This is a genomic window from Burkholderia sp. RF7-non_BP4, from assembly GCF_001521935.1.
GTDB lineage: Bacteria > Pseudomonadota > Gammaproteobacteria > Burkholderiales > Burkholderiaceae > Burkholderia > Burkholderia diffusa.
On record NZ_LOTA01000012.1, the window covers coordinates 41,690 to 53,450 of the forward strand.

An 11,761-nucleotide genomic window follows, 5' to 3' on the forward strand; every position below is an offset into this window, starting at 1 on the left:
GCCGATGCAACGTTAGCCGATCGCTGCGCAAATGTCCGTGCCCGTTCCTGAATTCTCCTGATAACGGCAACGATACATGCGCGGCAGGCGCCCGGCCAGACGGCGTGACGCACGTGCCATCAGGGAAACCGATAGCATCGCGCGCCGCCGGCACCCGGCGCCGCTCAGATCCAGCGCGACAGCACCGGCAGCAGGATCGGCACGACGAATGCAGTCAGCACGCCGTTCAGCCCCATCCCGAGGCCGGCGAACGCGCCGGCCTCCTCGCTGACCTGGAACGCTCGCGCGGTGCCGATCCCGTGCGACGCGACCCCGAGCGCGAAACCGCGCACTGCCGGCTCCTCGATGCGCAGCGCGTTCAGGATCGCGCGGGCGCACACGGCGCCGAAGATCCCGGTCGAGATCACCAGCACGGCGGTCAGCGACGGAATCCCGCCGATTTCCTGCGCGACGGCCATCGCGATCGGCGTGGTCGCGGATTTCGGCGCGAGCGACGCGATCGTCTGGTGCGACGCACCGAACAGCGCGGCAATGCCGACCGCGGACACGATCGCGGTCAGCGAACCGGCCAGCAACCCGACGAGCAGCGGCACCGCGGCGCGCCGCAGCTTCGACCACTGGCGGTACAGCGGCAGCGCCAGCGCGACGGTCGCCGGGCCGAGCAGGAAGTGGACGAACTGCGCGCCCTCGAAATACGTCGGATACGGCGTGTGCGTGATCGTCAGCAGCACGACGATCAGCGCGACCGCGATCAGCACCGGGTTCGCGAGCGGGTTGAAACGCGCGCGGGCATAGACGGCCTGTGCAATCAGGTACGCGATCAACGTGATCGTCAGGCCGAGCAGCGGGGTCGCGGCGAGGTAGACCCAGATCGCGCCGAGTTTCGGGAAGGCCGTCATTGCGTGCCCTCCGCCGTGCCGTCCGCGCGCCGCTGGCGGCGCAGCAATGCACGCGTGACGAGCGCGGTCACGGCAATCGCGAGCGACGTGCTCACCGCCAGCGCGACGACGACCGCGAGCGCATCGCCGCGCACGCGGTCGGCCGACACCATGATGCCGACGCCGGCCGGCACGAACAGCAGCGACAAGTGACGCAGCAGTTCGAGCGCGGTCGGCTCGATCGCGTCGGCCACCTGCGGGCGCAGCATCACGAAGCCGAACAGCAGCAGCATGCCGATCACGGGGCCCGGCACCGGCAGGCCGAACAGATGGGACACCCCTTCCCCGAGACACTGGAAGGTCAGCAAGACCGCGAACGCCTGCAGCATGAAGCGCTTCTCCCGAACGTGGCCGCGCGATCGTGCCGACGCGCGACCGATGGGCCGGCGGCGTGTCGCGCCGGCGTGGACGATACGCGCGATCGTATCAACAAAGACCGCCGGGCGGGCTGCCAGCGCGGTGCGCGACTGCGGGCAACCGCCCTGCAGCCGGATCGAATCGATGCGACACTTGCCGCCGGACGATGCGAAAACGACGCAATCCGCGCGCACGCGGATGCGTCGCCTACGCTCGGCGCACATGAAACACGCATGAGCGGCCGCGCCACCTGCCCGCGCCGCATCAAGGAGAAGGTTCAATGTTTTCGTGGTTTGAACGGCGCCTGCCGACATTCCCGCTCGAGGATCCCGTCACGCCGCCGAAGGGGTTCTTCTCGTTCGTCTGGGCGTGCACGAAAGGCGCGCGCGGCTGGATCCTGCTGATCGCGCTGACGTCGGCCGCGACCGCCGCGTACGAAGCCGTGCTGTTCGCGATGATGGGGCGCGTGGTCGACTGGCTGTCGTCGACGACGCCGGCCGAATTCGGCGGCCGGCATTTCGGCACGCTCGCCGGCTTCGCGGCGATCCTTGCCGGCAGCGCATTGCTGATCGCGCTGCATACGATGATCAAGCACCAGGTGCTCGCGATCAACTTCCCGATGCGGCTGCGCTGGCTGTTTCACCGGCTGATGCTCGACCAGAGCCTGTCGTTCTACGCGAACGAGTTCGCGGGCCGTGTGACGACCAAGATCATGCAGACCGCGCTCGCCGTGCGCGACGCGCTGTTCATGTCGGTCGACGTCGTGATCGGCGTCGGCGCGTACCTGATCGGCATCCTCGCGCTCGCGGCGAGCTTCGACTGGCGCCTGATGATTCCGCTCGCGCTGTGGGCGCTCGGCTACGGCGTGGCGTGCGCGTATTTCGTGCCGCGCCTGGGTGCGGTCGGCAGCCGGCAGGCCGACGCGCGCGCGCTGATGACAGGCCGCATCACCGACGCCTATTCGAACATCACGACCGTGAAGCTGTTCTCGCACACGCGCCGGGAAGCCGACCACGCGCGGCGCGCGATGGAGGCGTTCAAGGTGACCGGCGATGCGCAGATGCGGCTCGTCAGCGCGTTCGAGGTCGTCAACCACCTGCTGTCGACGCTGCTGCTGGTCGGCTCGACCGGCCTCGCGCTCTATCTGTGGCTGCACGGCGAGGCGAGCGCGGGCGTGGTCGCGGCCGTGATCGCGATGGCGCTGCGCCTGTCGAGCTATTCGCATTGGATCATGTGGGAGATGACCGAACTGTTCGAGAACGTCGGCACGGTCCAGGACGGCATCAACACGCTGACGAAGGTGCGCAGCGTGGTCGACGCACCGGACGCGAAGGCGCTCGCCGTGCAACGCGGCGGCATCGTGTTCGACAACGTGAGCTTCGCGCACGAGGACAACGAGCGCGCGGTATTCGACGGGCTGAACCTGACGATCCGGCCGGGCGAGCGGATCGGCCTGATCGGCCGCTCGGGCGCCGGCAAGTCGACGCTCGTGAACCTGCTGCTGCGCTTCTACGACGTGGATGGCGGCGCGATCCGGATCGACGGACAGGACATCGCGCACGTGACGCAGGACAGCCTGCGCGCGGCGATCGGGATGGTCACGCAGGATACGTCGCTGCTGCACCGGACGATGCGCGAGAACATCCTGTACGGCCGCCCCGACGCAACCGAGCGCGAGATGCACGACGCGGCCGTGCGTGCGGAAGCGTCCGACTTCATCGACCGGCTGCGCGACCGGCACGGGCGCAGCGGCTACGACGTTGAAGTCGGCGAGCGCGGCGTGAAGCTGTCGGGCGGCCAGCGGCAGCGTGTCGCGATCGCGCGCGTGATGCTCAAGGACGCGCCGATCCTCGTGCTGGACGAAGCGACCAGCGCACTCGACTCCGAAGTCGAAGTCGCGATCCAGCGCAGCCTCGACGGCCTGATGCGCGGCAAGACGGTGATCGCGATCGCGCACCGGCTGTCGACGATCGCGGCGATGGACCGGCTGATCGTGCTCGACGAAGGGCGCATCGTCGAGGAAGGCACGCACCTGCAGCTGCTTCAGGCGGGCGGCATCTATGCGGCGCTGTGGGCGCACCAGAGCGGCGGGTTCCTCGGCGAGACGGCGGATGCGGAGGGGGCCGAGCAGTGACGTTCATGCACGCGCGCGGCAGACGCATGCCGGCCTGCCGCGCGTGCATGCTGCGTGATGCGTTACAACCGCACGATCGTCGATTTCAGCTCGGTGTATTTGTCGAGCGCGTGCAATGACTTGTCGCGACCATTGCCCGACTGCTTGTATCCGCCGAACGGGAAGTTCATGTCGTCGCTGCCGTCGCCGTAGCAGTTGACCCACACGGTGCCGGCACGCAAGCGCCGCGCGACCGTATGCGCCGTCGCGTGGTCCGCCGACCACACGGCTGCCGCGAGCCCGTACTCGGTGTCGTTGGCGATGCGCACGGCCGCATCGACGTCGTCGAACGCGATCACCGACAGCACCGGCCCGAAGATTTCCTCGCGCGCGATCGTCGCATGCGCGTCGACGTCGAACACGGTCGGCTCGACATAGAACCCGCCCGTCTCCTCGCGCACGCGCGCACCGCCCGTCACCAGGCGCCCTTCCTCCCTTCCGATGCCGATGTAACGCATCACGCGTTCGAGCTGCGCGTGATCGACGATCGCGCCCATCGCCACCGCGGGATCGAGCGGATGCCCGGGCGCGAAGCGCCGCGATGCGGCGACCACCTTGTCGACGAACGCGTCCTTGATATCGCGATGCACGAGCAGGCGCGAGCCCGCCGTGCACACTTCCCCCATGTTGAAGAAGATCGCATCGGCGGCCGCCTGCGCGGCGCGATCGAGATCGGGGCAATCGGGCAGCACGATGTTCGGCGACTTGCCGCCCAGTTCGAGCCACACGCGCTTCAGGTTCGATTGCGCGGCACACGCCATGATCTGCCGCCCGGTGCGCGCCGACCCGGTGAACGCGATGCAATCGACGTCACGATGCAGCGCCAGCAGCCGTCCCGGCTCGGCGCCGCCGGGCACGACGCTGAACACGCCGGGCGGCACGCCGGCCTCGCACGCGAGTTGCGCGACGCGGATCGCGGTCAGCGGCGATTTTTCCGATGGCTTGAGCACCACGCTATTGCCTGCCGCGAGCGCCGGCGCGAATTTCCATGCAGCCATCAGCAGCGGAAAATTCCACGGCACGACCGCCGCGACGACGCCGATCGGTTCGCGCGTGACGAGTCCGACGAGATGGCGATCGGCGGGGACGACCTCGCCGCCGACCTTGTCGATGGCCTCGGCGTACCAGTCGACGCAGTGCGCGGCGGCCGGCACGTCGATGGCCGTGGTGTCGGCGATCGGCTTGCCGGTATCGAGCGTCTCGAGCAGCGCGAGTTCGTCGCAATGCTCGCGCATCAGCGCCGCCCAGCGCTGCAGCACAGCCTTGCGTGCGCGCGGATTCATGCCGGCCCACGCCTGCGCGTCGAACGCGCGGCGCGCGGCCGCCACGGCCGCATCGACGTCGTCGGCGCCGCAGTCGGCCACGTGCGCGAGCACACGGCCGTCGATCGGGCTCACGCACGCGAACGTTGCCCCGGTGCGCGCATGGCGCGCCTCGCCGTCGATGAACGCGCGCGCTTCGATGCGCAGAACGGCCGCGCGTGCCTGCCAGTCTTCGAATGTGGATGGATTCATTAGTATTCCTTACCGTCAGAAGTCGACCATCACGATCCGGTCACCGGATCGATCGGCGTGAACGTACCGGCGCGCGCCTCGATCGCTTCGCCGGCGGCGAGGCACAGCGCCTCCTGGAAGCGGCCCGCGACGAGTTGCACGCCCGTCGGCACGCCGCCACGCACGCCGGTCGGCACCGACAGCCCGGGCAGCCCGAGCAGCGCGGTTGCCAGCAGTGGCCCCTGCATGTCGACGATGTGGCGCATCGCCTCGTCACCGTGCTGGTCCGCATCGATCGCGAACGGCTGCGCGCACGACACCGGCATCAGCAGCAGCGGGTAACGTGCGAAGAACTGCTGCCAGTCGCGCAGCAGCTCGGTCCGCCGCGCCAGACCATTCATGTAGCCGGCGAGGTCGAGCGGCGATGCGAGGTTGCGCTGGCTCACGAACGCGGTCCGGATCGCCGCGTCGCCGTGCTGCATGATCACGTCGCCGAGCCCGCTGCGTGCTTCGTTGGTCACGAGGTCCAGCCACAGCGCGCACGCCTCGGCGAACCGCGGCGGCTCCGCTTCCTCGACGATGCAGCCGGCCTCCTCCAGCCACCGCGCGGCTTGCCGAACCGCATCGACGACGATCGGGTCGGACGGCACGCCCGGCAGCGTGGGACACACGGCGACGCGTGCGGGAAACGCCGCGTCGTGGCCGGCCGGCGCGACCGGCATCCACCATGCGTCTCGCGCGTCGCCCGCCGCCATCGCATCGAGCGCGAGGCGCAGGTCGCCGACCGTGCGCGCCAGCGGCCCCTGCACGGACGCGAGTTGCACGGCAAGCGTGCGGTCCTTCGATTGCGTCGGGTTGTAGGCGGGCACGCGGCCGGTGCTCGGCCGCAGCCCCGCGACGCCGCACGCGTAGGCCGGGTAGCGGATCGAGCCGCCAAGGTCGTTGCCGTGTGCGATCGCGCCGATGCCGGCAGCGACCGCCGCGGCCGCGCCGCCGCTGGAGCCGCCGGGCGTCAGTGCCGGATTCCACGGATTCGACGTGCGGCCGTGCAGGTCGTTGTCGGTGAACCACCGGTACGAAAACGCCGGCGCGTTGCTGCGCCCGATCACGATCGCGCCTGCGTTGCGCAGGTTCGCGGTCACCGGGCTGTCGTCGTGCGCGACCAGGCCGGCAAACGCGCGCACGCCGTTCGTCGTCGCGCGGCCGGCCGTGTCGACGTTGATCTTTACCGTCACCGGCACGCCGTGCAGCGGACCGACGGGCGTACCGCGCGCGATCGCGGCATCGGCATCGGACGCCGCCTGCAACGCGCTGTCGGCCAGCACGTCGACGATCGCGTTGATGACGGGGTTCACCTGCTCGAGCCGCCGCAGGCAGCTGTGCACGAGTTCCGTCGACGACACGTCGCGCCGTGCGACGTGCGCGGCCATCTCGGCCGCGCTCAGTCGCCACAATTCCTGGGTCATGGGATGCTCCTCGTTGATGACTGGATCGAATGGATTCGGCCTCGCGTTACGCACACGAGGGCTCCGCCTGCGGCGCATGCGACGCGTAGATCTTCCGGCACGTCTCGACGACCTCCCAGGTGCCGCGAAAGCCCGGCGGGATCACGAAGCGGTCGCCGGCACGCAGCACGCGTTCGCCGCCATCGGCATCGCGCACGATCGCGACGCCGCTCAGCATCTCGCAGTACTCCGACTCGTCGTAGTCAATCGTCCAGCGTCCGGGCGTGCATTCCCAGATCCCGCAACTGAACTGCCCGCACGGGCTGATGTAGTGATGCGACAGCGTCTGCATCGGATTGCCGTCGAGCAGCAGCCCGGCCGGCACGCGGCTTTGCGTGAGCCGGGCCGGCGCCTGCATCAGGTCGACGAGACGGGTAACGTGGTTCATGAATGCCTCCATCGCATGAGTGAATGGTTCAAAACGATTCGTGGCCGCGCGGCCACGCGAGCCGCGCTCCACGGATCAAAGCAGGTCCATCGTCCGATGCCACGCCATCGCGAGCGCCAGCATCGGCGTGCGCAGCACGCGGCCGCCCGGAAAGTCGCGATGGCGAATTCGGCCGAACAGGTCGAAGCGCGCAGCCTGCGCGTCGATCGCTTCGGCGATCAGCCGCCCGGCGAGGCCGGTCACGTTCACGCCGTGCCCGGAGAAGCCCTGCGCGAAATACACGGTGGGCTCGAGCCGCCCGAAATGCGGCGCGCGGTTCATCGTCGCGTCGATCAGGCCGCCCCATGCGTAGTCGATCCGCACGTCGGCGAGCTGCGGGAACGTCTTCAGCATGTCGCGCCGCATCGCCGTCGCGAGATCGCGCGGCGCGCGCGTCGAGCTGCTCGCCTTGCCGCCCCACAGCAGACGCCGATCGCGCGTCAGCCGGAAATAGTCGAGCGCCGAATTGCAGTCGCTGATCGCCGCGTCGGCCGGCATCGTCTCGGCCGCGCGCGCTTCGCCGAGCGGCTCCGTCGCGATCAGGTAGGTCGCCACCGGGATGATCTTGCGTGCCAGGCTCGGCGCGAGCCGCCCCAGGTACGCATTGCCAGCCAGCACGACGTAGCGGGCATCCACATGGCCGCGCGCGCACCTGACGCGGTGGTGCGGCGCGGCGCGCTCGAGCGCGAGCGCGGGCGTGTCCTCGTGGATCGTCACGCCGGCCGCGCGCGCCGCGCGCGCGAGGCCGAGCGTGTAGTTCAGCGGATGCAGGTGGCCGCTGCCTTCGTGACGCAGGCCGCCGGCGTAACGATCCGATGCGACGAAGCGCGGCATGTCGGCGCGCTCGACGATGTCGTAGCCGCGGTAGCCGAAGCGGCTCGCCGCGGCGTCGCGCCATTTGCGCAGCGCGTCGATGTGGCGCTGCTTGTTCGCCGCCGTCAGATAACCGAAGGTCAGGTCGCAATCGATGCCGTGCCGCTCGACACGCCGCCGGACGATATCGACCGATTCGAGCCCCATCGCCCAGATCTTCCGCACGTCGTCTTCCGGCAGATGGGCCGAGAACGTATCGATGTCGCACGAGTAGCCGGCGATCAGTTGGCCGCCGTTGCGGCCGCTGGCGCCCCAGCCGATTCGCGACGCCTCGACGAGCACGACCGAATGACCGCGCTCGGCGAGATCGAGCGCCGCGGACAGGCCGGTGAGTCCGCCGCCGATCACGCATACGTCGGCGGATACGACACCGTCGAGCGACGGATGGCGGGTCCGGTCGTTGGCCGTGTCTGCGTAGTACGACTGAACATGTTGCTGATTTTCGAACTTGAGCATGAGTGACATTCGCGAACAGCGTCGCGTCAGAACGCGTAGATGAGTTGAGTCGCGAGCAGGTCGTTCGACTTCGCGTACGACCCGTCGTGACGCAGGAATACCTTGTTGCTCGCCCAGTCGTGCCGATACTCGACCTTGACCGTCACTTGCTGAGTCGGATAGAACAGCAGGTCGAATGCGGCCGCCTGCCGCGTCGCGCCCTTGCATTCGAAGCCGACGCCGCCGTTCGCCTTCGACATCGCGAGGCAGTCCGCGTCGATGCCGAAGCCGTTGTACGGATCCATCCCGTTGCCGTTCAGGCCGATCGACGATCCACCGCCGCCGTTCCTGCGGTTGACGAGCAGGTCATAGCGCAACGTCGCACCCATGCGGCCGACCACCGGCACGTTGAACTTGCGATGCGCGAGCAGCGACAACCCGAACCACTGCGCGAGCCCGCCGTTGAACGCGCCGTGTTGTTGCTGGCCGTAATCGAGCTCGGCGTTGTACTGCGCATCGGCGAGCGTGTAGGTCGCATCGGCTTCCGCAAAGAAGAACGCGCCGTATGCGCTCGGCGCATTGCCGCCCACGCCGTAGTGCACGGTGCCGGTGGCCGGGTCGATCGCACTCGGCAGCGTCTGGCGACCGATGTTGATCGAGCCGCCGATGTCGAGCGCGCTGCCGCGCATGTAGTCCACGCGCGCGGTGAAGGTCGGCACCTTGTTGCTCGTCGTGATCGGGTCGCCGAGCGCATTCACGCCGGTCTGCGTGACGGCGCCGGCGCTGCGGAACTGCTCGTTGCCGACGAAGAACTTCCACGCCCACTGGCCGCTCGGGCTCAGGTAGTTGATGCCCGCGCCGATCGACGAACCCGGATCGGAGAAGTCGTACAGCAGGTTGTGCGTGAGCGTGAGCATCTGGTTCGACTGCTGGTACTCGTAGCCGCCGAAGCCGAGCACCAGCCCGCCGACGAACGCGGTCGTGCCCGACAGCGGCACCGTGACGACGGCCGTGTTCACGATGTCGAGACCGCTCGCGCCGCTGCCCGTCATCATCGACAGGCCGGCGCCGCGGTTCGGCATCAGCGTGATCTCGGCGGACGGTGCGGTCGGCCCGACGCCGAACGTCTTCTTGATGTCGAGGAACACGTCGCCGAACGTGCTGTTGTAATACGTGTACGCGTTCTCATGGTTCGCGAACTGGAACGACGAGGTGCCGGCGCCGCGGTTGTACACGTAGGTCGGATCGAGATAGCCGGTCACCGACAGCCCGGCGATCGGGCCGGTGCGCGCGGCGTCGGTCAGCGAGTCGACCTTCAGTTGCTGGTTCGCGACCTGCTGCCGGATTTCGGTCACGTCGTCGTTGGTCAGCACCGCCGGCGCCTGCCCGTAGCCGGGCACCGACGGATCGACGGCGGGCACGCTCGCCACCGCTGTCGACGACACCGGGTCAGCCGCCGGTTTCGCAGCCAGTCGCGATTGCAGCGCGCTCATCTGCCGCTGCAGCACGGCGATCTGCTGTTGCAGCGCCCTGATCTGGTCGGCACTCGAACTCGCGGCGGCCAGCCCCGGCAACGCACCGGCGATCAACGCGCAAAGCACCTTCTTTTTCATTCGACGTCTCCTTGTCGTTCTTCACTTCACGGGATGCGGTGCGGGGTCGTGCCGCGCGTGCGCGGCCGACGGGCGAGCGGGCGGCAACGCGGGCGGTGGGGCGAGCGCATCCGGCGCGGCGGCCGCGTGCCATGCACGGGCCTCGCGGGCCTGTCGTCGCTCGCGGGCCAGCATCGAGCGGTTCACGACGACGACGCCGATCGTCACCATCGTGATGAACACCGTTGCGAGCGCATTCATCTCCGGATTGAGTCCGAGCCGCACGCGCGAGAACACGACCAGCGGCAGCGTCGTCGAACCGGGGCCCGACAGGAAGGCGGAAAGAATGACGTCGTCGATCGACACGGTGAACGCGAGCAGCCATCCCGATACCAGCGCCTGCGCGATCAGCGGCAGCGTGATCACGAAGAACACTTTCAACGGCCGGGCGCCGAGATCGAGCGCGGCTTCCTCGATCGAGCGGTCGAGTTCCTTCACGCGCGACTGCACGATCACCGCGACGAACGACAGACACAGCATCACGTGGCCGATCCAGATCGTCAGCCAGCCGCGTCCGGCGGGCCAGCCGAAGGTCTGCTGCATCGCGACGAACAGCAGCAGGAGCGAGATGCCCTGGATCACCTCGGGAATCACCAGCGGCGCGTTGATCATCGCCGCATAGAGCGTGAAGCCGCGAAAGCGCCCCATGCGGGCCAGCACGAAGCCGGCCCAGGTGCCGATCGCGACCGACGCGGTCGCCGTCAGCAACGCGATCTTCAGCGACAGCCACGCGGCCGTCAGCAATTCGCCGTCGTGCAGCAGCGCACCGTACCAGCGCAACGAGAAACCGGACCACACCGTCACCAGCTTCGACGCGTTGAACGAATAGACGACGACGCTCGCGATCGGCACGTACAGGAACAGGAAGCCCGCGCCCAGCACACAGGCAGAGAACAGGCGATTCGCGCGGGTCATGAGCGCCCCTCCGCTTCGGTCTGGCTGTAATGGAGCAACGCCATCGGCACGAGCAGCAGCGCCACCATCGTCACCGTCACCGCGGACGCCATCGGCCAGTCCATGTTGTTGAAGAACTCGTCCCACATCACGCGGCCGAGCATCAGCGTGTTCGCGCCGCCGAGCAGTTCGGGAATCACGTATTCGCCGACGGCTGGAATGAACACCAGCAGACTGCCCGCGACGATCCCGTTTCTCGACAGCGGCAGCGTGATGCGCCAGAACGCGGACCACGGCGTCGCGCCGAGATCGTGCGCGGCCTCGAGCAACGTGAGGTCCAGCTTCACGAGATGCGCATACATCGGCATCACCATGAACGGCAGGTACGAATAGACCATCCCGATGTAGACGCCCGCGTCGGTGTGATAGAGCCGCAGCGGCGCCGCGATCACGCCGAGCGCAGTCAGCGCACGATTCAGCAGGCCGTCGTCCTTCATGATCCCAACCCACGCATAGACGCGAATCAGGAACGACGTCCAGAACGGCAGCATCACGGCCATCATCAGCAGGTTGCGGCGTGCCGGCGCCGCGCGGGCGATGCAGTACGCGATCGGATAACCGGCGAGCAGACACATCAGCGTCGACGCGGCGGCCATCTTCAGCGAACTGACGTAGGTGTTCAGGTACAGGTCGTCCTGCAGCAGCAGCGCGTAATGCTTCAGCGACAGCGCGACCTGTACCGTGCCCGCTTCCAGTCGCGCGAGCGCGGTGTACGGCGGAATGCCGAGCATCTGGTCCGCGAAGCTGATCTTCAGCACCAGCGCGAACGGCAACGCGAAGAAGATCGCGAGCCACAGGAACGGCACGCCGATCGCCAGGTTGCGACCCGACGGCACGAAGCGCGACAGCGCGGACGCAGCATCAACGGTGGGTTTCGTCATGTCGCCCTCACTGCGTCAGCACGACGCCGCTGGCCGGCGACCACGACACGAACACGTCGTCGTTCCACGCCGG

At 68.4% G+C, this 11,761-nt stretch carries 10 protein-coding genes; 1 reads left to right on the top strand and 9 read right to left on the bottom strand.

Features of this window, described 5'->3' with window-relative positions; genetic code table 11:
* Window positions 1-164: 164 nt before the first annotated feature.
* Both WS49_RS07485 and WS49_RS07490 read right to left on the bottom strand, forming a co-directional pair.
* Window positions 165-899 (bottom strand): LrgB family protein, encoded by a 735-nt coding sequence (locus tag WS49_RS07485; RefSeq protein ID WP_059526012.1) that lies wholly within the window; start codon window positions 897-899, stop codon window positions 165-167.
* Window positions 896-1,267: a CidA/LrgA family protein gene (locus WS49_RS07490; RefSeq protein WP_059526036.1), complete on the bottom strand. Its 372-nt coding sequence runs from the start codon at window positions 1,265-1,267 to the stop codon at window positions 896-898. The genes WS49_RS07485 and WS49_RS07490 overlap by 4 nt, the downstream gene beginning before the upstream one ends.
* A gap of 308 nt (window positions 1,268-1,575) precedes the next feature.
* Here WS49_RS07490 and WS49_RS07495 point away from each other — a divergent pair, with 308 nt between their 5' ends.
* Entirely contained in the window at window positions 1,576-3,429 is a 1,854-nt protein-coding gene (locus WS49_RS07495; protein ID WP_059526014.1) for an ABC transporter ATP-binding protein, read from the top strand.
* 62 nt (window positions 3,430-3,491) lie between these two features.
* On the opposite strand, the gene WS49_RS07500 is transcribed toward WS49_RS07495, so the two are convergent.
* The 7 genes from WS49_RS07500 to WS49_RS07530 form a co-directional block, all read right to left on the bottom strand.
* Window positions 3,492-4,982: an aldehyde dehydrogenase gene (locus WS49_RS07500; protein WP_059526015.1), complete on the bottom strand. Its 1,491-nt coding sequence runs from the start codon at window positions 4,980-4,982 to the stop codon at window positions 3,492-3,494.
* Between the two features lie 29 nt (window positions 4,983-5,011).
* Window positions 5,012-6,427, bottom strand: coding sequence for an amidase family protein (locus WS49_RS07505; RefSeq protein ID WP_059526017.1), 1,416 nt, complete (start codon window positions 6,425-6,427; stop codon window positions 5,012-5,014).
* Between the two features lie 46 nt (window positions 6,428-6,473).
* Window positions 6,474-6,854, bottom strand: coding sequence for a cupin domain-containing protein (locus WS49_RS07510; RefSeq protein WP_059526038.1), 381 nt, complete (start codon window positions 6,852-6,854; stop codon window positions 6,474-6,476).
* Window positions 6,855-6,929: 75 nt separating this feature from the next.
* The gene (locus tag WS49_RS07515; protein ID WP_059526019.1) at window positions 6,930-8,222 is read right to left on the bottom strand and encodes an NAD(P)/FAD-dependent oxidoreductase; all 1,293 of its coding nucleotides are present in this window, start codon (window positions 8,220-8,222) and stop codon (window positions 6,930-6,932) included.
* Window positions 8,223-8,248: 26 nt separating this feature from the next.
* The gene (locus WS49_RS07520; RefSeq protein WP_059526021.1) at window positions 8,249-9,814 is read right to left on the bottom strand and encodes a DUF3138 family protein; all 1,566 of its coding nucleotides are present in this window, start codon (window positions 9,812-9,814) and stop codon (window positions 8,249-8,251) included.
* A gap of 21 nt (window positions 9,815-9,835) precedes the next feature.
* Window positions 9,836-10,768: an ABC transporter permease subunit gene (locus WS49_RS07525; protein ID WP_059526024.1), complete on the bottom strand. Its 933-nt coding sequence runs from the start codon at window positions 10,766-10,768 to the stop codon at window positions 9,836-9,838.
* Window positions 10,765-11,688 (bottom strand): ABC transporter permease subunit, encoded by a 924-nt coding sequence (locus tag WS49_RS07530; protein WP_059526026.1) that lies wholly within the window; start codon window positions 11,686-11,688, stop codon window positions 10,765-10,767. Before WS49_RS07530 ends, WS49_RS07525 begins: the two co-directional genes overlap by 4 nt.
* Window positions 11,689-11,761 lie beyond the last annotated feature (73 nt).

Coding starts and splice junctions, on each gene's coding strand:
- WS49_RS07525 (WP_059526024.1), bottom strand. CDS start 10,768: ATGACCCGCGCGAATCGCCTGTTCTCTGCCTGTGTGCTGGGCGCGGGC.
- WS49_RS07500 (WP_059526015.1), bottom strand. CDS start 4,982: ATGAATCCATCCACATTCGAAGACTGGCAGGCACGCGCGGCCGTTCTG.
- WS49_RS07530 (WP_059526026.1), bottom strand. CDS start 11,688: ATGACGAAACCCACCGTTGATGCTGCGTCCGCGCTGTCGCGCTTCGTG.
- WS49_RS07490 (WP_059526036.1), bottom strand. CDS start 1,267: ATGCTGCAGGCGTTCGCGGTCTTGCTGACCTTCCAGTGTCTCGGGGAA.
- WS49_RS07520 (WP_059526021.1), bottom strand. CDS start 9,814: ATGAAAAAGAAGGTGCTTTGCGCGTTGATCGCCGGTGCGTTGCCGGGG.
- WS49_RS07510 (WP_059526038.1), bottom strand. CDS start 6,854: ATGAACCACGTTACCCGTCTCGTCGACCTGATGCAGGCGCCGGCCCGG.
- WS49_RS07495 (WP_059526014.1), top strand. CDS start 1,576: ATGTTTTCGTGGTTTGAACGGCGCCTGCCGACATTCCCGCTCGAGGAT.
- WS49_RS07505 (WP_059526017.1), bottom strand. CDS start 6,427: ATGACCCAGGAATTGTGGCGACTGAGCGCGGCCGAGATGGCCGCGCAC.
- WS49_RS07515 (WP_059526019.1), bottom strand. CDS start 8,222: ATGCTCAAGTTCGAAAATCAGCAACATGTTCAGTCGTACTACGCAGAC.
- WS49_RS07485 (WP_059526012.1), bottom strand. CDS start 899: ATGACGGCCTTCCCGAAACTCGGCGCGATCTGGGTCTACCTCGCCGCG.